This is a genomic window from Mycobacterium sp. DL99 (assembly GCF_004762045.1).
In the GTDB taxonomy this organism is placed as follows: domain Bacteria; phylum Actinomycetota; class Actinomycetes; order Mycobacteriales; family Mycobacteriaceae; genus Mycobacterium.
In genome coordinates, this window is sequence record NZ_SJOM01000007.1 from 6,127,230 (window position 1) to 6,148,345 (window position 21,116).

At 67.3% G+C, this 21,116-nt stretch carries 23 protein-coding genes and 1 tRNA gene; 8 read left to right on the forward strand and 16 right to left on the reverse strand.

The features are described 5' to 3' along the window. Positions 1 to 6: 6 nt before the first annotated feature. From EYZ64_RS29775 to EYZ64_RS29785, 3 genes are read right to left on the reverse strand one after another with little or no spacing between them, the layout of a single operon-like run. On the reverse strand, positions 7 to 1,737 hold the full coding sequence (locus tag EYZ64_RS29775) for a diol dehydratase reactivase ATPase-like domain-containing protein (protein ID WP_135459358.1): 1,731 nt from the start codon (positions 1,735 to 1,737) through the stop codon (positions 7 to 9). Beyond that, a complete protein-coding gene (locus EYZ64_RS29780) occupies positions 1,734 to 2,078 on the reverse strand; it encodes a diol dehydratase small subunit (protein WP_135459359.1) in 345 nt (114 codons plus the stop codon). Before EYZ64_RS29780 ends, EYZ64_RS29775 begins: the two co-directional genes overlap by 4 nt. Then, positions 2,075 to 4,294 carry a propanediol/glycerol family dehydratase large subunit gene (locus tag EYZ64_RS29785; protein WP_135460320.1) on the reverse strand — a complete coding sequence of 740 codons (2,220 nt, stop codon included), beginning with the start codon at positions 4,292 to 4,294 and terminating at the stop codon, positions 2,075 to 2,077. Before EYZ64_RS29785 ends, EYZ64_RS29780 begins: the two co-directional genes overlap by 4 nt. Before the next feature lie 168 nt (positions 4,295 to 4,462). On the opposite strand from EYZ64_RS29785, the gene EYZ64_RS29790 reads away from it, so the two are divergent. From EYZ64_RS29790 to EYZ64_RS29805, 4 genes are read left to right on the forward strand one after another with little or no spacing between them, the layout of a single operon-like run. Continuing rightward, positions 4,463 to 4,897, forward strand: coding sequence for a hypothetical protein (locus EYZ64_RS29790; protein WP_286175187.1), 435 nt, complete (start codon positions 4,463 to 4,465; stop codon positions 4,895 to 4,897). Then, positions 4,833 to 6,632 carry a peroxidase family protein gene (locus EYZ64_RS29795; RefSeq protein WP_135459360.1) on the forward strand — a complete coding sequence of 600 codons (1,800 nt, stop codon included), beginning with the start codon at positions 4,833 to 4,835 and terminating at the stop codon, positions 6,630 to 6,632. Before EYZ64_RS29790 ends, EYZ64_RS29795 begins: the two co-directional genes overlap by 65 nt. Positions 6,633 to 6,641: 9 nt before the next feature. After that, positions 6,642 to 7,184, forward strand: a complete 543-nt coding sequence (locus EYZ64_RS29800; protein WP_135459361.1) for a nitroreductase/quinone reductase family protein — start codon at positions 6,642 to 6,644, stop codon at positions 7,182 to 7,184. Between the two features lie 44 nt (positions 7,185 to 7,228). Further along, complete coding sequence (locus EYZ64_RS29805) at positions 7,229 to 7,546, forward strand: hypothetical protein (protein ID WP_135459362.1); 318 nt, start codon at positions 7,229 to 7,231, stop codon at positions 7,544 to 7,546. Between the two features lie 57 nt (positions 7,547 to 7,603). Here EYZ64_RS29805 and EYZ64_RS29810 read toward each other — a convergent pair. The 3 genes from EYZ64_RS29810 to EYZ64_RS29820 all read right to left on the reverse strand — a co-directional run bounded on the left by EYZ64_RS29810 (position 7,604) and on the right by EYZ64_RS29820 (position 8,803). Next, positions 7,604 to 7,694 (reverse strand) — tRNA-Ser (locus EYZ64_RS29810). 150 nt (positions 7,695 to 7,844) lie between these two features. Further along, positions 7,845 to 8,300 (reverse strand): nucleoside deaminase, encoded by a 456-nt coding sequence (locus EYZ64_RS29815; RefSeq protein WP_135459363.1) that lies wholly within the window; start codon positions 8,298 to 8,300, stop codon positions 7,845 to 7,847. Then, the gene (locus EYZ64_RS29820; protein ID WP_135459364.1) at positions 8,297 to 8,803 is read right to left on the reverse strand and encodes a tRNA adenosine deaminase-associated protein; all 507 of its coding nucleotides are present in this window, start codon (positions 8,801 to 8,803) and stop codon (positions 8,297 to 8,299) included. The genes EYZ64_RS29815 and EYZ64_RS29820 overlap by 4 nt, the downstream gene beginning before the upstream one ends. A gap of 98 nt (positions 8,804 to 8,901) precedes the next feature. On the opposite strand from EYZ64_RS29820, the gene EYZ64_RS29825 reads away from it, so the two are divergent. Then, a complete protein-coding gene (locus EYZ64_RS29825) occupies positions 8,902 to 9,846 on the forward strand; it encodes a prephenate dehydrogenase (RefSeq protein ID WP_135460321.1) in 945 nt (314 codons plus the stop codon). Here EYZ64_RS29825 and EYZ64_RS29830 read toward each other — a convergent pair. From EYZ64_RS29830 to EYZ64_RS29850, 5 genes are read right to left on the reverse strand one after another with little or no spacing between them, the layout of a single operon-like run. Further along, positions 9,809 to 10,396, reverse strand: coding sequence for a putative glycolipid-binding domain-containing protein (locus tag EYZ64_RS29830; protein ID WP_135459365.1), 588 nt, complete (start codon positions 10,394 to 10,396; stop codon positions 9,809 to 9,811). The genes EYZ64_RS29825 and EYZ64_RS29830 overlap by 38 nt on opposite strands. Continuing rightward, complete coding sequence (locus EYZ64_RS29835) at positions 10,393 to 11,187, reverse strand: ABC transporter permease (RefSeq protein ID WP_135459366.1); 795 nt, start codon at positions 11,185 to 11,187, stop codon at positions 10,393 to 10,395. Before EYZ64_RS29835 ends, EYZ64_RS29830 begins: the two co-directional genes overlap by 4 nt. Continuing rightward, positions 11,184 to 11,849, reverse strand: a complete 666-nt coding sequence (locus tag EYZ64_RS29840) for an ABC transporter permease (protein WP_135459367.1) — start codon at positions 11,847 to 11,849, stop codon at positions 11,184 to 11,186. Before EYZ64_RS29840 ends, EYZ64_RS29835 begins: the two co-directional genes overlap by 4 nt. 3 nt (positions 11,850 to 11,852) lie before the next feature. After that, positions 11,853 to 12,959, reverse strand: coding sequence for an ABC transporter ATP-binding protein (locus tag EYZ64_RS29845; protein ID WP_135459368.1), 1,107 nt, complete (start codon positions 12,957 to 12,959; stop codon positions 11,853 to 11,855). Next, on the reverse strand, positions 12,956 to 13,870 hold the full coding sequence (locus EYZ64_RS29850; RefSeq protein ID WP_135460322.1) for an ABC transporter substrate-binding protein: 915 nt from the start codon (positions 13,868 to 13,870) through the stop codon (positions 12,956 to 12,958). Before EYZ64_RS29850 ends, EYZ64_RS29845 begins: the two co-directional genes overlap by 4 nt. A 155-nt stretch (positions 13,871 to 14,025) precedes the next feature. On the opposite strand from EYZ64_RS29850, the gene EYZ64_RS29855 reads away from it, so the two are divergent. Then, on the forward strand, positions 14,026 to 14,430 hold the full coding sequence (locus tag EYZ64_RS29855; protein ID WP_135459369.1) for a LapA family protein: 405 nt from the start codon (positions 14,026 to 14,028) through the stop codon (positions 14,428 to 14,430). A 3-nt stretch (positions 14,431 to 14,433) separates the two neighbouring features. Here EYZ64_RS29855 and EYZ64_RS29860 read toward each other — a convergent pair whose 3' ends face one another. Continuing rightward, complete coding sequence (locus EYZ64_RS29860) at positions 14,434 to 15,456, reverse strand: phosphotransferase family protein (protein ID WP_135459370.1); 1,023 nt, start codon at positions 15,454 to 15,456, stop codon at positions 14,434 to 14,436. A gap of 9 nt (positions 15,457 to 15,465) precedes the next feature. Beyond that, on the reverse strand, positions 15,466 to 16,074 hold the full coding sequence (locus EYZ64_RS29865) for a histidine phosphatase family protein (protein WP_135459371.1): 609 nt from the start codon (positions 16,072 to 16,074) through the stop codon (positions 15,466 to 15,468). Between the two features lie 48 nt (positions 16,075 to 16,122). On the opposite strand from EYZ64_RS29865, the gene EYZ64_RS29870 reads away from it, so the two are divergent. Both EYZ64_RS29870 and EYZ64_RS29875 read left to right on the forward strand, forming a co-directional pair. Then, positions 16,123 to 16,878 carry an SDR family NAD(P)-dependent oxidoreductase gene (locus EYZ64_RS29870; protein ID WP_135460323.1) on the forward strand — a complete coding sequence of 252 codons (756 nt, stop codon included), beginning with the start codon at positions 16,123 to 16,125 and terminating at the stop codon, positions 16,876 to 16,878. Between the two features lie 66 nt (positions 16,879 to 16,944). Beyond that, on the forward strand, positions 16,945 to 17,679 hold the full coding sequence (locus EYZ64_RS29875) for a GntR family transcriptional regulator (RefSeq protein ID WP_135459372.1): 735 nt from the start codon (positions 16,945 to 16,947) through the stop codon (positions 17,677 to 17,679). A 57-nt stretch (positions 17,680 to 17,736) separates the two neighbouring features. On the opposite strand, the gene EYZ64_RS29880 is transcribed toward EYZ64_RS29875, so the two are convergent. The 3 genes from EYZ64_RS29880 to EYZ64_RS29890 all read right to left on the reverse strand — a co-directional run bounded on the left by EYZ64_RS29880 (position 17,737) and on the right by EYZ64_RS29890 (position 21,107). Then, a complete protein-coding gene (locus EYZ64_RS29880) occupies positions 17,737 to 19,062 on the reverse strand; it encodes an MFS transporter (RefSeq protein WP_135459373.1) in 1,326 nt (441 codons plus the stop codon). Between the two features lie 184 nt (positions 19,063 to 19,246). Next, positions 19,247 to 19,945, reverse strand: a complete 699-nt coding sequence (locus EYZ64_RS29885) for a phosphonatase-like hydrolase (RefSeq protein ID WP_135459374.1) — start codon at positions 19,943 to 19,945, stop codon at positions 19,247 to 19,249. Positions 19,946 to 19,970: 25 nt separating this feature from the next. After that, entirely contained in the window at positions 19,971 to 21,107 is a 1,137-nt protein-coding gene (locus EYZ64_RS29890; protein ID WP_135459375.1) for a TIGR03364 family FAD-dependent oxidoreductase, read from the reverse strand. Positions 21,108 to 21,116: the final 9 nt, after the last annotated feature.

The window sequence follows — 21,116 nt, forward strand, 5'->3', positions numbered from 1 at the left end:
CCGCCTTCAGCTCCGCGAAGCGGTGGCGCACAGATGCACCAGCCCTGACGCCACCGCAAACCGCGGACCGTGCACACCATCGATATTGGCCCGCCCCACCACAACTCCCAGGCTGCGCAGGGATTCGCCGACCGTGCGCAGCAGTTCGTCGTCGAGTGCTCCACCGCCGGCCAGCACCAACGCGGTCGGGGGTTTCTCGAACGCGGCCAGGCAGCGGGCGATGTTGGCCGCCACGGTCTCCTGCTTGATCGCCAGCCGTAAGCTGCGCCATTCCTCGGCAGCCAGTTTGGTGGAGAACGGCACCAACCCGACGGTGCCGCGGGTGCACAGTCTGCCGATCGCGTCGGCCGGAGCGGGTGCGTCGAGGAACAGGCGTCGCCCGTCCTCCTCGTGCGCGACGTGCGGGCCCTCGACCCGGATCGCCGGGGTGCGCTTGACCCGCTCGGCCAGTGCCCGCGGGATGTTCAGCATGCGCGCCACCGCGACGGTGATGGTCTCCCCCGCACCCGCCGCCGTGACCGTGCGATCCGGGCCGATCAGATCGATGGTGCCGCCGCCGATATCGCACACCACCGAATCCGGCGGAAGCCCCGGTGTGGTGCGCGCCCCCCGCGCGGCGGCCTCCGGCTCTCCTGCGATCGTGCGGGCCGGACGCCCGGTCAGCTCGGCAAGCGTCGTCGCGGCATCCTCGACATGATCGGCCGCCAGCAGTGCCACCACCGTGCCGCGGGCATCCGCCACGCCACGGCGCAGCCACGTTCCGCTGTCGAGGGCGGCGAGGTCGGTGAAAAAGGCGTCGTCGAGGGCGATCTCATGGTCGGCGGTCGGGATGGAGCGCAACCGGATCCGCACCACACTGCCGGGCAGTTCGCGACGCAGGATTGCGTGGGCCTGCGCAGGCGAATAGCGCACAACTCGCCCATCGATCCGAAACTCGACGTAATCGTCGTCCACCGCAGGCGGTTCCGGCGCCTCGGTGCGCGCCGTCACGGCGATGGCCGGGGAATCCGAAAGTTCCCTGGTGAATTCGGCGACGTCGTGGATCTGCTCGTGGCCGAGTTCCAAAGCCGCACACAGCGCGATCGGATCTGCCAGGGCCCGGTAGGCGCGCCCCTCGGCCACCACCTCCACCGCGACGAGCACACCGGAGGCCAACCCGTCGAGCATCACCTCGTCGACCACCGGAAGGTCGAGCGGAATCCGGTTGCGGATCAACACCGCATCGTCCTGGGCGGCCAGTACGCCCTCGATGGTCCAGCCCCGGGACACCGCGGCGGTGATCGCAGCCGCGGCGACCTCGAAATCGGTGTCGCCGTCAACCGAGACGATCACCGGACCGGCCTGCGGTTCATAAACCAGTTCCCGCAGCGGCACGTGCCGGCCGACGGCGTACCCCGTACCGGCTGGGGTGCTGGCATCGGGCTTGCGCAAGCTGCGCACCGGTGAGCGCGGCGACGGCGCCGGGGCGAGCGGGGCGGTTTCGGTGTCGACCGGCCGGATCGCCGAGAGCGCCAACTCATCGGCCCGCACCGAAGCGTCGACCTCGATGCGGTGCAGCAGCGCCGCCGCTCCCTCCAAGGAGTCCCGAGATCCCTTGCGGCCCCGGGTCGGCGCCTGGCCGTGGGCTATGGGGCGGACGGAGCCGTCGGCAGCACCGTTGTCCACGCGGGCCAGGACGATCTCGGTGGTGTGGTTGCCGACGTCGATGCCGGCCACGATGCGGGGAACCGACGTCACCGCAACAGACCCCGCCTGGCGTACACCACGGCAGCCTGCCGCACCAGCTCGGCACAGCGCGCCGCGCCGCGGGTCTCCAGTGACGCCTGCAACGCGTCGAGTTCGGCGGCTGTGGAGCGGTGCGGGCGCAGCGCCTCGTACAGGCCCATCACCTCTTCATCGTCGATGGTGGCCAATTCGGCTGCACGCAGGAAGTTCTCGGCGAGCTGCGGGTTGCCGTTCTCCTCGGCGACGACAGCCTGGTGCGCGAGCGTGGCCGGGTCCATCCGCAGATCCGACAGGTCCAGCTTGCCGTCGACGGCTGCTGCGACTGAAAACTTCTGGGCGGACTCCTCACTCATGCCCGCGTCACCTCCACCGTAACGGGCGCCTGGCCCGGTTCACTGGCCTCACGTTCCAATGCCACCAGGGCCACCGCGCGGGCGTGGTAGCGCGCCGATATCGACTCGTCGGTGCCGCCGGTCAGGATCGGCACCGGCGCCATGCCCTTGGCGTGCCGGGCGGCGTTGCGGCCCAGCTCGCGATAGTTCCGCGCGGTCAACAGCGGGGCCACGCTGAACAGCTCCAGGTTGGCCAACGGCGCCAGATCCCGCCGATGAATGAGCGCAGTGCCCTTGCCCTGCAATCCGATTCCAATGCCCGACCCGGACAGCTTGGCCGCGGTCAGGCCGATCAGGCCGACGTCGATGGTGGAACGCACCCGGACGAACCGCGGCACACAGCCCTCCTCCTCCAGCCCGGCGGAGAGTTGGCGGATCACCTCGCCGATCGGCAGGCCGCACAGACTCAGCCACACACTGCGGCCCAACGCCGGGGACAACCCGATGACCACCTCGCGGGGATCGCTGCCCTGCCGGGCCGGTTCGAGGTCGGTGACGGTGATGTGGCCGGCATGCGCGGCCTGGTCGGCGGTGAGCTCGGCGCCGTTGCGCTGCTGACGGATGTTGTCGATCTCGGCCCGGCGCTCATCGGTCGGCGTGTAACCCGTTCCGGGACCGGTGTAGTCGTTCGGGTCGGTGATCTTGGACAGCACCCGGAACTGCTCGTCGAAGATCGCCGAGGTCTGCAACTGGTCACCACGTAGACGTTCGGACGTGAGCCGCATGACGGCCTCGGCCTCCTCGTCGTAACCGGTGCGTTTCAGGGAGGCGACCACGTCGAACACCGTGAGCTGCCTGGCCTCGATGGCGTTGGCCGCTTCCGCGACGGCCTTCGGATCGCCGGGCGGCAGATCGCGTGACCCGTTGGCGACCACCACCTCCTCGATGTGGCTGTCGTCGAAATCCGCCAGACCCAGATCGCGGTACACCGCCTGCACGGCCGTCGCCGCCCTTCGACGGACCGCGGCCAGGTGCTCGGGCGATACCGTGCGCAGGCCGCCGTCGGCACCCCAATCCCGTTGCAAGACCAGGAAATCGTCCATGTCGTCGGAGTTGAAGTTGGATAGCGCGAATGCGTTGTCGTAGCGCGGGATCGAGCCGAAACCGGAGAAGATGAAGTCCGCACCGGCCAGCAGCACCGGCAGGGTATGGGCGCTGCGGCGGATGTCGGACTCGGAGATCAGGTTGTCATTGCCCGCGCACGACTCCAGATCCCGCATCATCACCATCAGGTTCTCGGCGAGCAGCTCCTTCATGCCCTCGGGCACCGAGGCCACCACACCGACCCCGTCGATGCCGCCGTTCTGCACACCCTGGGAACCCAGCGCCCGGGCCAGCGACACGCACCGCGATTCCAGGTACAGGATCGAGCATTTCTCGGCCGCACCCATCAGCACCTCGGCACCGCCGCCGCTGGTGACCCTCATCTTGAGCCCGCGCGACGCGTAGGCACTCGTCAGGATCGCCTTCGAGAACGGCGTGTCATCGCCGTCGACGAACACCTGCTCGGTGCCGTAGATGGAAATGGTCTCGGCGTAGCTGGTCAGCCCGCGCATACCGAGGCGCAGTTCCAGCGCCTCCTCGATCGCACACTGCGCCATCGCGCCCGGAGTCCCGACCTGTGAACCGATCAGCAGCGCAACGGCATTCGAGGACGCATCCCCGAGCACCGGCACCGTGGTCTCCACCTCGCGGAACCCGTAGGCCACCGCGCTGGCCGCGTCGGCGGCGATCAGCATCGGATCGTCGAGCTGGTTGGTGACGTGGGCCTGATTGCTCGGGGTGCGCCGGGCCCGCATCTTGGCCATCGCCATCTGGATCTCGACCGGTGTCAGTACGGCGATGACCCTCGCGAGTTTGGCCGGCGTGGTGCCGCCGATCAGCCGGACCACCTCGGCGCGCGGCACGTTGAGGTCGACGGTATTGCGGGCCAGTTCGGCGTCGGACATGGCCATGGCCTCGGGCGCGGCGTCGAGGTCGATGCCGTAACGGGCGATGAACTCGTCGATCACGTCGAAGTCCGCGGCAGCTTTGCCGTCCATCTCGATGACCTCGCCGTCACGCAGCACCAGCGACGGTTCCGGATCATGCGGACTGCGCATCGCGACCAGGCCCAGCTCCGGGTTGGTCACGCTGAACCCGTCGAGGTTCACCGGTTTCGCATCGAGAATCCGCATCCTGCCGAGGTAGGCACCGCCGTCATCCGCCACGCCGACCATTTTGCGTGACGAACGCTATTTGGTCTACCCATTACGCCTTTTGGTGTCAGACCCTCGACGAAGACACCGCAAAACAAGTAGCCGACTACTCATGCACCGGCCCCCGCCAACACCCAAGATCTAGACATGCTGAGCCCGACAGCAGCACGCACCGCACTCGCGGTGATCCGGATCATCAATGGCGCGACCGCCCTTGTGGCGCCCGAAAGACTGCTCACCCGACTGGGAGTCGACACCACCCACGACCATTCGGCGAGCTATCCGTTCCGGATGTTCGGCATCAGGACCGTGCTGATCGGGCTGGATCTGCTCCTACTGCGAGGCAGCGAACTGCGTCGGGCCGAGAACCTCGCCGTCCTGATCCATGCCACCGACACACTGTCGGCCGCCGTCACCACAGCCCGCGGCGATCTGCCGCGCCGCCACGGCGTGACGGCCACCGCCATCTCCGCAATCAACACCGCTCTCGCCATCGTCGTATGGAAAGGACGCCCCGATGTCACCTTGGACGCCACCCCCGAAGCCGTCACTGCCCACCAGGCTGTTCCTCAAGGCCACTGAGCTGATCGACCGCCGGATCGGCTGGGACAAGCTGCCGCCGATACTGGGGATCTCGGTTTTGGTCGGGATCCGAGACGCGTTGCGCGAACACAACCTGTACGACACCTATCAAGGCCGGCCACCGGAGGCACCGGCGCTGGTCCCGACCGAATACCTGACCGTCCGGACGGCCAACGGCTCCTACAACGACATTGCCGCCCCGTCGATGGGCATGGCCAACACCCGATTCGGACGCAATGTGCCGCCGGCCGACGGTCGCGCCGAGACGCTACCGCAGCTGATGGATCCCAATCCCCGACTGATCAGCACAAAGCTGTTGCAACGCCGTGAATTCCGGCCGGCCACCACGCTCAACGTGCTGGCCGCGGCCTGGCTGCAGTTCGAGACCCGGGACTGGTTCAGCCACGGCACCGACGCCAATCGGATGCTGGAGATTCCCCGACCCGACGGTGACGACTGGCCCGAGGACACCATCAAGATCCCCGCCACGACCGCCGACCCCACGGCAGCACCCGGCGGTTCGACCTTCGTCAATACCGAGACCCACTGGTGGGATGCCTCGCAGATCTACGGCAGCAACCAACAGTTCCAGGACGCCGTCCGCACCCATCGGGACGGCAAGGTGCGCATCGACGCCGACGGGTTCATCGACATCGACCCGGCCCTGATCGGCGCTTCCGGCGGCGCTGACGGGTGGTGGCTGGGCATGGAGCTCATGGGCACGATCTTCATGCGCGAGCACAACGCGATCTGCGACCGGCTGAAGGCGTCGTACTCGCACTGGTCCGACGATCAGCTGTTCAACAAGGCGCGGCTGATCAATGCCGCACTGATCGCCAAGATCCACACCATCGAATGGACCCCGGCGATCCTGGGCCATCCGACCCTGAAGATCGGGATGCGGGCCAACTGGTTCGGGCTCGCCGGTGAACGGGTCAAGGAGCTGTTCGGACGGCTGGGCTCCAGCGATGTGCTCAGCGGCATCCCGGGCTCGACGACCGACCACCACACCGCGCCGTACTCGATCACCGAGGACTTCGTCACCGTCTACCGGATGCACCCACTGGTGCCCGACGACTACGAATTCCTCAGCCTCGCAACCGGAGTCGAGCCGCGAACGCTCACCTTCAGCGAGATCCACGGCGGCGCGAACTCCCGCGGGGTACTCAAGAGCATGGGTGTGGCCGAAAGCCTGTACTCCCTGGGCGTCGCTCATCCCGGCGCGGTCACCCTGCATAACAGCCCGACCTTCATGCGGGACTTCCAACGCACCGACGAGCACACGCTCGACATGATCGCCACCGACATCCTGCGTTCCCGCGAACGTGGGGTCCCGCGCTACAACGACTTCCGCCGCGCACTACGGCTGAATCCGGTGACGAGTTTCGATCAGATAAGCGGCGGCGACGCCGAAACGGCCGCCACGATGGCCGAGATCTACGGGGGCGACATCGAGAAGGTCGACACCACGGTCGGCATGTTCGGCGAGAAGCTGCCCGAGGGATTCGGATTCAGCGACACCGCATTCCGCATCTTCGTATTGATGGCGACCCGACGCCTGAAGAGCGACCGCTTCTTCACCGTGGACTTCACGCCGCGCGTCTACACCCCCGAAGGTATGGACTGGATCGACCGCAACGACATGACCTCGGTGCTGCTGCGTCACTATCCCGAGCTCGAGCCCTCGCTGCGGGGGCAACGCAACGCCTTCGCGCCGTGGACGCGGATCGAGTAGGGCTGCACCATGTCCGGCTCGCTCAACGGAATCCCCCGGGTCAACCTGGAGATCCGACCGCTGTGGAAGCGGGAGTTCTTCTGGTTAATCGGGGGCAAGCTGTTCACCACCGAGCGGGCCGCGGCAGTGTGGCGGCGGTTCGTCGTCCCGCTGGAGGCCCCGGTGCTGAACGCGAGCCGTGGGCGGATGCGGTTGAGCCAGGGCGTCCCCGTGCTCGTACTGACCTCGACCGGCGCACGCAGCGGCAAGAAGTTCGAAACCCCACTGGCCTACTTCACCGATGGCGATGACGTGGTGTTGATCGCCTCCAACTACGGGCGTGACCGCCACCCCGGCTGGTATCACAACCTGCTCGCCCATCCGGAATGCGAGCTGCACATCGGGCCGCGCGGTGGGCGGTTCGTCGCCCGCGCGGTCAGCGGTTCAGGCCGCGACCGGCTCTACACCCTGGCCACCGACCGGCTCAACAAAGGCTGGGGCGTGTACAAAAGGCGCACCGACGGAATCCGGACCATCCCGGTGCTGCGGTTGTCTCCCGATGGGCGGGCCTGAAAACGACATGACCTGAGCGTGGCTTCTGGGCTAGCCTCGCCGGCGTGATCGACGACGAGACAGGCCGCCCAGCCACGGATGCGCACCAGCTCATCGGTGCGCGCGTCCTCGTCGGTATCACGTACTTCGAGGCTGAGCGGAGTGTTCAGACGCAGCGCCACGGCGTCGTCATCCGGTGCGACGAGGAGGTGATCGAAATCGAGTGCCCCGACGGGGAGGTCTTCACCCTGCCTCCCGCACCGGAAGCATTCAGTCCGGCACCGCCCGGCGAGTACCGCCTGCGGTCCACCGGCGAGACCGTCGTCGATCCGGACTTCCTGGCCACGTGGACCGTCGATTACGGAGACGACGAAGCGGAATAGGTCTGCGCGAAACCAAGAAACACCCTCTCACCTATGCAGGCGCGAGGGTGTTTCTGTTGGCGGTGGCGGAGGGATTTGAACCCTCGGACGGGGGTTACCCGTCACACGCTTTCGAGGCGTGCTCCTTAGGCCGCTCGGACACGCCACCGTGTGGCAGCTTACCGGGCGAGCGCTTCAAGCCCTAATCGTGGTCGGCAGGGGGCGCTGACGCTCACGCTCAACCCGCGAGTGTGAACCCTGGGCGAAAACCCGGCCGGAAAGTCGCCACCAGTTCACACTCGGCGCCACCGACGCCCACTCACCGCTGGGCCGCGAAGAACTCCTCCAGCAGGGCCGCGCACTCGTCGGCCAGGACTCCGCCGACCACCTCGGGACGGTGGTTGAGCCTGCGGTCGCGCACCACGTCCCACAGCGAGCCGACCGCCCCGGTCTTGGGTTCCCACGCGCCGAACACCACCCGCGCCACCCGGGCCAGCACCAGCGCGCCGGCGCACATCGTGCATGGCTCGACGGTCACCGCCAGCGTCGCGCCTTCCAGCCGCCAGCCATCGCCGAGCACACGGGCGGCCTCGCGCATCGCCACGATCTCGGCATGCCCGGCAGGGTCCCCGGTGGCCTCACGGACATTGGCGGCGCGGGCCAGCTCGGTGCCGTCGGCGGCGAACACCACCGCGCCGATCGGCACATCGCGAGGACCGGCCGTCCGGGCAGCCTCCAGCGCCGCGCGGATCAGGGCGTCGTCAGAAGCACTCACCGACCGAGCCGGTCGAGCACCGCCGACAGCTCATCGGCGAAACCCATCTCGCGGGCGATCCGGCCGATCTGCTCGTCGGCGTACAGGTCGGTCTCGGACAGGATCACGCCGAGCACGTCCTCGTGCAGACCGATGTCGGACAGCACCGACAGGTCGCCCTCCTCGAACGGATCCGAGTCCTCGAGATCCTCTTGTTCGAGGTCCGCGTCCAGGCTTTCCAGCGCCTCGGCGGCGATGTCGTAGTCCAGCGCAGCCGTCGCATCCGACAACAGCAACCGCGTTCCCGCAGGTGCCGGCCGCACGATCACGAAGAATTCGTCATCCACGTCGAGCAGCCCGAAGACCGCCCCGGCACTGCGCAGCTCACACAGCTCGGTCTCGGCCGCGGTCAGGCTCTTCAACGAGGACGAACGCATAGGGGCGCACCGCCACTTGCCGTCCTCCCGGACAACGGCCACTCCGAAGCCATCGGGCAGGTCTGCCGGCGCACGCTGTGCTCCCATGCCCGCCTACGGTAGTCGCCGACCAGCAATTTTGACAGGGATCACCTTCGGCCCCGGCACAGCCCGTATGCCAATCTTGATGCGTGACGAACACACCGGTGTGCGTGGTGGGCCTCGGCCTGATCGGTGGATCACTGATGCGTGCCGCCGCCGGGTCCGGCCGCGAGGTCTTCGGCTACAACCGGTCGATGGAGGCCGTTGCCGCGGCAAAGTTCGACGGGTTCGACGCCACCGAGAACCTCGACGAGGCACTGGGCCGGGCCGCCGACCGCAACGCGCTGATCGTGCTTGCGGTACCGATGCCGGCCATGCCGCAGATGCTCGACCACATCCGGCAGACCGCGCCGCTGTGCCCGCTGACCGACGTGACCAGCGTGAAGGGCGCGGTGCTCGACGAAGTGCGGCGGGCCGGCTTGCTGCCGAACTTCGTCGGCGGTCATCCGATGGCAGGCACCGCCCACTCGGGCTGGTCGGCCGGGGACGCCGCACTGTTCACCGGGGCCCCGTGGGTGGTCAGCGTGGACGATCACGTCGACGCTCGGGTCTGGTCCCTGGTCACCCAGCTGGCACTGGACTGCCACGCCGTCGTGGTACCGGCCCGCTCCGATGAGCACGACGCCGCCGCGGCCGCCATCTCCCACCTGCCACACCTGTTCGCCGAAACCCTGGCCCTGACCGCCGGCGAGATCCCGTTGGCCTTCGCCCTGGCGGCCGGGTCGTTCCGGGACGGCACCCGGGTAGCGGCCACCGCACCGGACCTGGTGCGGGCCATGTGTGAGGCCAACGCAGACCAGCTGTTACCCGCCCTCGAGCACGGTATCGAACTGCTGACCCGCGCCAAGGAAACGCTGGCAGCCACGGGTTCGGTGGCCGACCTGGTCGAGACCGGCCATGCCGCTCGGATGCGCTACGACAGCTTCAGCCGCCCCGAGATCATGACGACCGTGGTGGGCACGGACAACTGGCGGGCCGAGCTCGCGGCCGCCGGGCGAGCCGGCGGGGTGATCAGATCCGCTCTGCCAGTCCTGGGTAATCAAGGATGAAGCCGTCGGGATCCACCGTGATGGTGGTGTCGGCGACCGGCGAGTGCAGCTTCACCGGGGCTCCGGGACCGGAGCTGCTGTAGCTGATGCTGGCGGTCTCCACCGAGAAGTCCGGCAACCGCACGTAGACCACCGGCAGGGTCATCGACTCAGCCCGCTCATGCAGGCCGGTCCGCCGGATCGGCAGCGCGTTGAAGAACGGGCTGAAGACGACGTCGACATCGAGCGCGCCGCCGAAGTCCGAGCGCTTGGTCTGGGTGTGGTCCTGCACCAGCCACATGTTCTCCTCGTCGCGCGCGATGGAGAGCTGGCGTTCCCGCTCGGCCAGCGTGACGCTGAGCGACAACCGCTTGGTGGCCCCGGTCTCGTCGGTGACCAGGTCATAGGAGGCCGAGAAAGCCGGGTGCGACGCGGTGGCGGCGGCCACAATCCGGCCGTAGGCCTTGATTCGCTTGCCCGACAGCTGAACCCGAACGGACTCCATCCGGGATACATCGTGCGCCCGCCACGTCAACACTGCTGGCCAGGCACGGTCCTTCTGGTCACTCACCCGTCTACCGTATGCGACGACACGCGCCCTTTGTAGCCGAGTCCGGAACTCCCGGCCGGACGCGACTCGAGTGCGATCTCGTCACCGAGCAACGGCTGGGGTAGGCGTCGCCCACCGATATTGCCGAGCCCCAACCGGCCACTACCGGGCACCGACAACCACACCGCGAAGGCCAACGCGGCATCGAGAATCAAGGCCAGCGCCGTGACCATGAGCGCACCCACCAGCGCGATGTGGAACTGCCGCACCTTGATGCCGTCGATCAGATACCGGCCCAGGCCCCCGAGGCTCGCGTACGCGGCGACCGTCGCCGTTGCCACGATCTGAAGCGTCGCGGTGCGCAGGCCGCCCACGATCAACGGCAGCGCGTTGGGCACCTCGACCCCGAACAGCACCCGGCGCTCGGTCATGCCCATCGACCGCGCCGCATCCACTACGGCGGGATCCACGTTCGCGATGCCGGCATAGGTCCCGGCCAGCAGCGGCGGGATGCCCAACAGCATCAGCGCGACCGTCGGCGGCACCAGACCCAGCCCCCACAACAGCACCCCGAGCAGCAGCACGCCGAGCGTGGGCAGGGCGCGCAGGGCGTTGACGCCGGTGACGACGAGGAAGGTTCCGCGCCCGGTGTGCCCGATGAGCAGGCCGATCGGGATCGCGATCACCGCCGAGGCCAGCACCGCGACCACGGTGTACTGCAGGTGTTCGACGATGCGGGCGGCCAGGCCGGCGGGCCCGCCCCAGTTGGCGGCGGTGAAGATGAAGTCCAGTGCCTGCTGCAGGAAGTTCATGCGGCCGCCTTGATGCGCCGGGGCTTGCGGGATACCCGAGTCCACGGCGTGATGACCTTGCCCATCAGCATGATCAGGCTGTCGATGACGACGGCCAGCACGAAGATCGCGATGATCCCGGCGATGATCTGGTCACTCTTGTTCGACTGGTAGCCCTCGGTGAACCAGGTACCCAAGCCGCCGATACCGATCACCGAGCCCACCGACACCATCGAGATATTGGTGACGGCGACGACCCGCAGCCCCGCGATCAACACCGGGATGGCGAGCGGAAGTTCCACCTTGAGCATCCGTACCAGCGGCCGGTACCCGATCGCCGTCGCCGCGTCACGCACCTGCTCGGGCACCGCGTCGAGCGCTTCGGGCACCGCCCGCACCAACAGTGCGGTGGTGTAAAGCGTCAGCGCCACAATGACATTGGCCTCATCCAGGATGCGGGTCGGGATGATCAGCGGTAGCACCACGAACAGCGCCAGCGACGGGATGGTGAAGATGACGCTCGCGGTCAGCGTGGTCATCCGCCGCAGTGCAGTGGTGCGCTGAACCGCCGCTCCCAGCGGGACGGCGATCAGCAGGCCCAGCACGATCGGCACCAACGACAACCGCAGGTGCACGACGGTCAGCACCCACAGGTCGTCGAGATGGTTGAGCAGGTATCGCATGGGCTACCCCAGCTCCGGGACTCGGCGCTGCTCCTTGAGTGCCTCGAGCACGTCGTCGGCGCGCACACCCCCGACGAGCTTGCCGTCCTCGTCGACCGCCACACCGAGCCCGCTCGGTGAGGACAGTGCGGAGTCCAGCGCCTGCCGCAGATTGCCGTCGGGCGGGAAGAAGGACCCACCACCGATGGTGGAGTCGTAGAGCTCATTGCCCTTGCGGTGCACCTCGACACCCTCGGCGTTGATCCACGCGAACGGTGTGCCGCATTTGATGACCAGCCGCCACTCTCCCGGGCTCAGGTTCAGCGCATCGATGCCGTCCTCGTCGACGTGCTCGATCTCGTGCAGTGGCAGCCCGCTGGCGTGGAAGAACTGCAGCCCGCGGTAACCGCGGTCGGCACCGACGAATCCCGATACGAGTTCGTTGGCCGGATTCGACAGGACGAACGCGGGATCGGCGTATTGCAGTAGGGCTCCGCCGCGGCCGAACACCGCAACCTTGTCCCCGAGCTTGACCGCCTCGTCGATGTCGTGCGTGACGAAGACGATGGTCTTGCGCAATTCGCTTTGCAATCGCAGGATTTCGGCCTGCAGATCCTCGCGGACCACCGGGTCGACCGCACTGAACGGCTCGTCCATCAACAGGATCGGCGGGTCCGCGGCCAGTGCACGGGCCACCCCGACGCGCTGCTGCTGTCCGCCGGACAGCTGCGCCGGGTAGCGGTCGGCCAGTTTCGGGTCGAGCCCGACCCGTTCCATCACGCCGATCGCGGCCTTGCGGGCGCTGCGCCGGGATTCACCCCGCAGCACCGGCACCGTCGCGACGTTGTCGACCACCCGCAGATGCGGCATCAGCCCGGCACTCTGAATGACGTAGCCGATGCCGAGCCGCAGCTTGACCGGGTCGACCGTGCTGATGTCTTCCCCGTTGACCGTGAGGGTGCCCGAGGTGGGGTCGATCATTCGGTTGATCATCCGCATCGACGTGGTCTTGCCGCAGCCCGACGGGCCGACGAACACCGTCAGCGTGCCTTGCGGCACTTTCAGATTGAGGTTGTCGACGGCGACCGTGCCGTCGGGGTACTGCTTGGTGACGTTCTCGAAGGTGATCATTTGGTCACCGGCTTGTCGAATCCGTTTTCCTTGATCCACTTTTCGGCCGCCTCGTCGGGATCAACACCGGCATTGCCCTCCACCGCGGTGTTCAACTCGATCAGGGCTTCGGTGGTGAGCTTGGCCGATACCGCGTCGAGCACGGTCTTGAGTTCATCGGACATCTTCTGCGAGGCCACCAACGGAACGACATTGGCGGCCAGGAATACATTCTCGGGATCCTCCAGCGGCACCAGGTGGTACTGCTCGATCGCCGGTGAGGTGCTGAAGATGTTCGCGGCCGTGACGGCGCCACTGTTCAGCGCCTGCACGGTGGCCGGCCCGCCACCGTCACTGATCGCGACGAAGTTGACCGGCGCGATGTCCAGCCCGTAGCGGGACTTCAGGCCGACCAGCCCGGTCTGGCGGGTCTGAAACTCCGATGGTGCACCGACTTTCACCTCGGCCGAATGCGCGGCCAGGTCCGCGACGGTCTTCAGGTTCCAGCGCTGGGCGGTCTCGGCGGTGACGGCGAGGGTGTCCTTGTCCTCGGCCGGGGAGGGATACAGGATCGACAGGTCACCGGGCACGGCCTTCAGCAGCGCGATCAACACCTGGTCGGAGGTCGTGGCTGTCGCTTCAGCATCGAAGTACTGCAGGAGATTTCCGGTGTACTCGGGAATCAGGTCGATCGAGTGATCCTGCACCGCAGGCACATACGTCTCGCGGCTGCCGATTCCGAACTGCCTGCGGATCTGAAAGTCATTGGCCTCCAGAGCCTGGGCATAGATCTCGGCGATGATCTTGGACTCCGGGAAGTCAGCGGATCCGACCGTGATCGATTTCAGATCACCCGAGATAGGTCCGCCGCCCAGCGGATTGGAGCTTCCGCACGCCACCGCCAGCGGCACGATCAGGGCGAGCAGGGTCATCGCGATTGCCAGGGTTTTGCGCTGCACAGGCGCATCCTTTCGGCGACGGCGGCTGGACGATCAGCCTCTGACGACCCTAACGGCACACCCGACATGCCGCCGCGCTTTACCTCATGGTGGTTTGCATTGAGGCTCTGACGGGCAAAGATGTCAGTATGACCAGCGATCCGTCTGCATCGCCCGATTTGCCTGAGCCGACGCCGAATGTGCCGGTGCCACCGTCTCCCGACCCAGGCAAAGTCCCCGATGCCGGCAAGCCCGCCGCCAAGACAGGCAAGTCGGGTAAGGCCACCGAGCCCAAACTGACCCGCGCCGGGGCGCTGTGGTCAGCACTGATCCTGGGTTTCCTGGTGCTGATCGTGCTGCTGATCTTCATCGCGCAGAACACAGCCGCGGTGCCGCTCACCTTCCTGAGCTGGCATTGGTCGTTGCCGACGGGCGTGGCCATCCTGGGTGCCGCGGTGGCCGGTGGTCTGCTGACCGTCGCCGCCGGGTCGGCACGGATCTTCCAGTTGCGCCGCGCTGCCAAGAAGAACTTCAAGGCCGCCCAGCGCAGCTGACGCTCAACCCAGGGCGCGCAGTCCCGAAGCGATCGCCGGGGCCACCGCCGCGCCGACGCTTGAACTCCCCGGCGCTTCGGAACCCTGGCGGGCGCGGAAGTCGATACCGGCGGCGATGATCGCCGCCTTGAAATAGGCCAGCGCCATGTAGAAGTCCCAGTGCGCCAGCTCCTGGCCGGACTGCACCGAATAGCGGTTGGCCAGATCGTCGGCCGACGGCATCTGCGGTGAACTCCACGCCGCTTCCATGCTCAGGATCAGGTTGAACATCGGGTCGCGGTACACGCACATCAGCGCGGCGTCGCTCAGCGGGTCGCCCAGGGTGGAGAGCTCCCAGTCCAGCACTGCGAGGACCTTCGTCGGGTCCTGCGCGTCCAGAATGGTGTTGTCGATGCGGTAATCGCCGTGCACGATCGAGTTGCGGCTCTGCGCCGGAACCGAATCCGCCAGGGCCTGATGAAGGCGCTTGACGTCGTCGTCGCGGGGATCGTCGGGCAGACGGACCAGGTCCCACTGCGAACCCCAGCGGCGCACCTGGCGTTCCAGATAGCCGGCGGGCTTGCCGAAGTCGCCCAGACCGACGGCGTCGGGGTCGACCGCGTGCAGGTCGGCCAGCACCCGGATCAGGGCGTCGACGCTGCTGCTGATCACCTGCTCGTCGCCCAGGGCGGCAAGCTCGTCGGCGCTGCGGACCACCTGGCCGTCGACGTTCTCGACCATCTGGAACGGCGCGCCGAGCACCGAGTCGTCGTTGCTCATCGTCACCGCGCGGGCGACCGGGACCGGGGTGCCGGCCAGGGCCGCCACCACCTTGTACTCGCGGGCCATGTCGTGCGCGGACGGGGTCAGACCGTGCAGCGGCGGACGCCGCAGCACCCACGCCGAGGCGTCGTCGGACACCCGGAAGGTGAGGTTGGAGCGGCCACCGGCGATGAGTTCGGCGCGGAGCTCACCGCTGCGGGCGATGCCCTCGGAACGCAGGTGCCGGTCCAGCGCGGCGAGGTCGAGGCCCTCCAGATTCGTCACGGTCACTGTTTACCACCGCACGTTTCGCGGCAGCAGGTCCCATACGTGCTCGGTGCCGTTCACCGAGGCGACGGCCAGCTTGCCCGAGCGGGACGACAGCAGCCGGGTGACCGAGGCGTAGTCGACGTGGAAGGACAGCAGCCGCTCGGTGCCCAGGATCTCGTGGAGCAGCACGTTGATTACGCCGCCGTGGCTGAACACCGCGACGGTGCCGTCATGGTCACCGGCGGCCACCAGGTCCTCGACGGCCGCATTGATGCGCGCCATGAAGGCGTTCTCGTCCACGCTGCTGGGCAGGTGCCCGCTCACCAGGCGGGCCAGCTCCTCGGGGTTCTCCTTCGCGATCTCCTCGATCGGCACGTAGTGCGACATGTCGCGGTCGTACTCGGCGAGCCGTTCGTCGACCTCGACCTGCAGCCCCAGCTCGGCGGCGAGCGGTCCCGCGGTCTGGATCGCGCGCCGCTGCGGGCTGCTGACGAGCCGGCTGACGGGGAACCGGGACAAGGCGGCGGGCAGGCGCTCCGCCTGCGCGATGCCTTCCTCGGACAGATCGGGATCGGACCCTTGACCGGGCTCACTGCGGAGCGGTAGAGCATGACGGACGAGAAGCAGTTGCACCGTGCCACCATAGGGCCGCGGTGCAGGACGGCCGGAGAGGGCTGCGACATGGGCTATGCCGACGAACTGTTCGACCTCACCGATCGGGTGGTGCTGGTCACCGGCGGCAGCCGCGGGCTGGGCCGGGAGATCGCGATGGGAGCCGCGCGCTGCGGGGCCGACGTGGTGATCGCCAGCCGCAACATGGATTCCTGTGTGGCCGCGGCCGAGGAGATCACCGCGGCCACCGGTCGCGCCGTCCTGCCCTATCAGGTGCACGTGGGCCGGTGGGATCAACTCGACGGTCTGGTTGAGGCCGCCTACGAGCGGTTCGGCATGGTCGACGTGCTGGTCAACAACGCCGGCATGTCACCGCTGTACGAGTCGCTGGGTTCGGTCACCGAGAAACTCTTCGACTCGGTGTTCAACCTGAATCTCAAAGGGCCGTTCCGACTCTCGGCGCTGCTCGGGGAACGTATGGCGGCCGACGGCGGAGGCGCCATCGTCAACGTCAGCTCGTCCGGGTCGCTGCGCCCCGACCAGTACATGCTTCCCTACGCCGCGGCCAAGGCCGGGCTGAACGCCATGACCGAAGGGCTGGCCAAGGCGTTCGGTCCGACCGTGCGGGTCAACACCCTGATGGCCGGGCCGTTTCTCACCGACATCAGCAAGGCCTGGGACATGGCCGGTGAGCCCTTCAGCCACCTGGCCCTTGGGCGGGCCGGCAATCCGCCCGAGATCGTCGGCGCCGCACTGTTTCTGATGTCGGACGCATCGAGCTTCACCACTGGCTCCATCCTGCGGGTGGACGGCGGCCTGCCCTGAGCGCAGCACGGTAATGTGGCCCAGGTAGCAAACTTGTCATGACAACCTGACCGGAAGGTGATGCGAATGGCGGAGGCCCGTTCGCGCCACGAGCACGTCGCCACCGAACTGCGTCAGCGCATCACCCGTGGTGACTACGCCATCGGAGCACCGCTGCCCACAGAGAGCGCACTGTGCACGGAGTTCGACGTGTCCCGCGGCCCGGTCCGCCAGGCCCTGGCCACCCTGAAGAACGAAGGCCTGATCCGGGTCTCGCGTGGCAAGCCCGCGGTGGTCCGCAGCCATGACGCCACGCAGACGCTGGACACATTCACCCCGTTTACCCAGTGGGCCGAGCGCGTCGGACGCACCGCAGGCAACCGCACGATCGAGGTGGCGCGCCGCCGCGCCTCCGAAACCGCCATCGAGGCATTGGGTTTGACGGCCGACGACTTCGTGGTCGAGGTGCTGCGCGTGCGCCTGCTCGACGGCGAACCGGCGATGATCGAGCGCAGCACGTTCATCGAATCCGTGGGTTCGCTGCTGTTCGAGTTCGACACCGATTCCGGATCGATCACCGACTACCTCGCCGGCCACGGCGTGTTCTTCGACTCGATGGAGCACGTGCTCGACGCGGTGGCGGCCGGACCCGACGACGCCGCGAATCTCGGGATCGCGCCGGGAAGTCCGCTGTTGCGGGAGCGCCGCGTTACGCGCGACCAGCGCGGCGTCGTATTCGAGAGCGCCGATGACCGCTACCGGCCCGACGTGGTCACGTTCAGCATCGTCAACGCGCGCACCAAGTTCTCCTCCGCCGAATAGACATGAAGCTGCCCCTTTTCGCGTGAAAAGGGGCAGCTTTGCGTCTGCTCGCGCTGGTTAGTCCGCGGCAGGCATCCGGTTCCAGTGCGGGATGAGCAGCAGCATGGCGAGGAACGCGGCCACGGCGAATCCGTAGAACAGCGTCGATGTGTTCAGGTACCCGGGCAGCAGTCCGCCGAGAATCGCGCCGACCGAACCGCAGCAGTTGATGAAGCCGGCGGCGGTGCCGGCGTGCTTGGAGGTGCCGAAGTCCACCGCGGCGACGCACGAGATCATCGCGTCGGCGCCGTAGATACTCACGCCGATCAGGCCGAGCACCGCCACCATGACCCACGGACTGCCCGTCGCGGTGAGCGGGCCGAACAGCGCCAGCACAGCCACCAGGATTCCGAGACTGATCACGCAAGCGGGCACCCGTCGCGCACTGAACACCCGATCGGAGATCCGGCCGAGCAGGATCGGGGCGACGACCCCTGCGATCCCGAACGCCACCGGGATGGTCACGGCCTGGAACTTGTCACCGTCCACCAGGCGCTCGGCGACGATCACCGGGCCCCACAGCAGGATCGCGTAGCGGGCCGGCTTGAGCAGGAAGTACGACGCACCAAGGGTTCTCACCATGCGGTCGCTGAGCACCACCTTCAGCGATTCCCGCCACGACGGGGCCGGTTCGGCGACCGCCTCGTCCTCGGGCGAGTGGTCGAGTTGTGCCATGTCCTCTTTCGCGTGGTACTCCTCGATCGGCGGTAACCCGACGTCCTGCGGCCGGTTGCGCTGGAACAACAGCACGAGCACGAACACCACGGCCACGACGGCAGCACCGGAGAAGAACGCCGCCCGCCACGTGCCGAACACGTCGTAGGCGGCCCAGCCGAGAATCGGTGCGGCGACCAGACCACCGAATGCGTAATTGGTGCTCCACAATCCGAGGACGCGACCGCGCTCTCCGATGGAGAAGAACTGGGCCATGTTGCTCAGCGTTCCGGACCAGCCGGTTGACTGTGCGAGGCCCTGAACGATCATCAGCGGCAACAGGAACACCAATGCGGGCAGCAATCCCATGAAGACCGTGGCGATCGCCGATATCGCCAGACCGCCGAGGATCACCACGCGGGGTCCGAAGCGATCGGAAACCTGGCCCCAGACAAACTGCCCGGCCGCATACGCCGTGAGATAGGCAGCGTCGAGGTTGGCCAAGGTGCTCTTGGTCAGGCTGATGCTGAGGATGGGGTCTTCCAGAATGCCCAACTTGGCGACAGAGAAGGCCTGGCGGGTGAAATAGAAACCGGCGTAGGCGATCCAGGTGATCGCGAAGATCTGGATGCGCCACTGCTTGTACCGCGGAACTGTGGATGGAGTGGTGGGGACAGCTGTTTGGGTCATGAGAATGCACCTCTGGTGGGCGTGCTGCAGGCAGGCGGTGTGCTGACGGGCCGGGGCAGATTGCCGAGCGAGTGTGGCCGAACGTCAAAGGCAGGTTTCTCTTACGAGAACGGTGCAGAGGAGGTGCGGCGGTCGGGAGGCGAGGCCTACGACCGACCGCCGCGGGGCGGTAGTGGCCAGCGGACTATCGGAGGGCTGCCACCAGAGCGGGGAGATCGGCGACGCTGTCGAGGATGTGGGTGGCGCCCGCCTCGGACAGCTGGGCCCGGTTGTGGGCTCCGGTCAGCACGCCGATCGACGCCCGCGCTCCGGCGCGCAGCCCACTGATGACATCCGAGGACGAGTCACCCAGGACGAGCATCGAACGCACCGAATCGGTTTCGGTCTGCATCAGCGCGGTCAGCGGCATGTCCGGATAGGGCCGGCCCCGCACACCCGGCGACGGGCACAACACCACGTCGGCGAGATCGTGCCAACCCAGGGCATCGATGATGGCCGTCTGGGTCTCCCGGGCGAATCCGGTGGTCAGCGCGGTCTTGATGCCGCTGGAGCGCAGAGATGTAATGACATCTTCAGCGCCCGGGATGGGACTGCAGTTGCCCTCGGAGACCAGCTGGGCGTAGCAGCGCTCGAACTCTTTGTTCGCGGCCTGCGCCTGCTCCTCATTGCCCTTCGCCAGGTGGCGGAAGACCACGATCTTGGACTGTCCCATGGTGTCGGAGACGTAGCGCAGCATCTCCTCGCGGTCGGCGTCGGTCTTCGACAGACCCGCGTGGCTGTCGGCGGCCAGGAAGGACTGCTGAACCAGCCCACTGTCCTCGACGGTGGTTCCGGCCATGTCGAACACGACGAGGCTGATCGGATCGGTTGTCCTGATGCTCATTGGTTTATCCCTTCGTTCAGGTTGTTCAGGCGGGTGCTGCGACTCGGGCCAGCGCGTTCTCGACGCTGTCGTAGGCCAGGCCCATGCTGGTGGTCATCCCGATTCCGGTGGTGACAGCCACGATGTGCGTTCCTTCGACCGGCTGCTCGATCAGGAACTCCGGTCCCTGCCCTGAGCAATACACACCCTGCCAACGCTCGCTGATCTCGATCTCGTTGACTCCGAACAGTTTCCGCGCCTCCTCAATCAGAGCCTCAAATCCCTCCTCGGGCTGGAACGGGGCCGCGGAGATGTCGCGATAGTGGGTGTCGCCGATCAGCAGTGAGCCATCGGGCTGCGGGGTGTACATCTGATGCAGGTCGAACGCGACGTAATCGGGATACTCCGTCCGCAACCGCTCGGCGACCGCAGCCGTTGCGGGCAGGCTCGCGAAGCCGGCGTAGCGCACCAGCGACCAACCGGTGAACAACGGCGCGGGCAGGGCAAACTTCAGTGGCAGTTTGGCGCGCAACATATGCAACCGGCAGCGCTGCAACTTGTCCCGTTCGGCCAGCTCGGGGAACAGCCGGTCGATGTCGTAGTTCACCGTGACGAACGTCGTCGCCGCCCGCAGCGGCCCCCGCGAGGTGTGCACGATTCCGGGCTCGAATCCGGAAGCCGCGGTCCGCCAATGGAAGTCGACGCCCTCAGATTCCAGCCAGCGGGCGATCGACGGCGCGGCTGTGCGGGGGTCGACCTGCAGATCGTTCGGCAGGTACATGCCGCCGGTGACCCCAGCCTCCATGACCGGGATGCGGTCGAGTACCTGCTCGGCGTTCAGCAGGCGCACCTCATCGGCCGGCCGGACGGAGGCGAACTGGCGCATCACCTCTAGCTCGTCGTCGTGACGCGCGACGCAGTAGGTGCCCGCCTCGGCCGACCAGAACCCCGCTTTGCGGGACAGGTCCAGCCAGTGCCGACGTCCGGCGCGACCGTACTCGAGTGCCTGGCCGGACTGGGCGGTGATGCAGGCATGACCGAAGTTCTGGACGGATGCACCGACGACTCCGTCGGCATGGTCGATGACGGCGACGCTCAGTCCCCGCTGATGCGCGTGATAGGCGTGCGCGAGGCCGACGATGCCTGCGCCGACCACCACGACGTCGTAGTTGTGATTTCCCATGCGGACACT

Bases quoted from the DNA above. Each gene is read 5' to 3' on its own strand.
- EYZ64_RS29845 (WP_135459368.1), bottom strand. From the start codon at position 12,959: ATGATCACCTTCGAGAACGTCACCAAGCAGTACCCCGACGGCACGGTC.
- EYZ64_RS29820 (WP_135459364.1), bottom strand. From the start codon at position 8,803: ATGGGAGCACAGCGTGCGCCGGCAGACCTGCCCGATGGCTTCGGAGTG.
- EYZ64_RS29870 (WP_135460323.1), top strand. From the start codon at position 16,123: ATGGGCTATGCCGACGAACTGTTCGACCTCACCGATCGGGTGGTGCTG.
- EYZ64_RS29835 (WP_135459366.1), bottom strand. From the start codon at position 11,187: ATGAACTTCCTGCAGCAGGCACTGGACTTCATCTTCACCGCCGCCAAC.
- EYZ64_RS29790 (WP_286175187.1), top strand. From the start codon at position 4,463: ATGCTGAGCCCGACAGCAGCACGCACCGCACTCGCGGTGATCCGGATC.
- EYZ64_RS29780 (WP_135459359.1), bottom strand. From the start codon at position 2,078: ATGAGTGAGGAGTCCGCCCAGAAGTTTTCAGTCGCAGCAGCCGTCGAC.
- EYZ64_RS29885 (WP_135459374.1), bottom strand. From the start codon at position 19,945: ATGAGCATCAGGACAACCGATCCGATCAGCCTCGTCGTGTTCGACATG.
- EYZ64_RS29785 (WP_135460320.1), bottom strand. From the start codon at position 4,294: ATGCGGATTCTCGATGCGAAACCGGTGAACCTCGACGGGTTCAGCGTG.
- EYZ64_RS29800 (WP_135459361.1), top strand. From the start codon at position 6,642: ATGTCCGGCTCGCTCAACGGAATCCCCCGGGTCAACCTGGAGATCCGA.
- EYZ64_RS29855 (WP_135459369.1), top strand. From the start codon at position 14,026: ATGACCAGCGATCCGTCTGCATCGCCCGATTTGCCTGAGCCGACGCCG.
- EYZ64_RS29795 (WP_135459360.1), top strand. From the start codon at position 4,833: ATGTCACCTTGGACGCCACCCCCGAAGCCGTCACTGCCCACCAGGCTG.
- EYZ64_RS29890 (WP_135459375.1), bottom strand. From the start codon at position 21,107: ATGGGAAATCACAACTACGACGTCGTGGTGGTCGGCGCAGGCATCGTC.
- EYZ64_RS29840 (WP_135459367.1), bottom strand. From the start codon at position 11,849: ATGCGATACCTGCTCAACCATCTCGACGACCTGTGGGTGCTGACCGTC.
- EYZ64_RS29880 (WP_135459373.1), bottom strand. From the start codon at position 19,062: ATGACCCAAACAGCTGTCCCCACCACTCCATCCACAGTTCCGCGGTAC.
- EYZ64_RS29850 (WP_135460322.1), bottom strand. From the start codon at position 13,870: ATGACCCTGCTCGCCCTGATCGTGCCGCTGGCGGTGGCGTGCGGAAGC.
- EYZ64_RS29875 (WP_135459372.1), top strand. From the start codon at position 16,945: ATGGCGGAGGCCCGTTCGCGCCACGAGCACGTCGCCACCGAACTGCGT.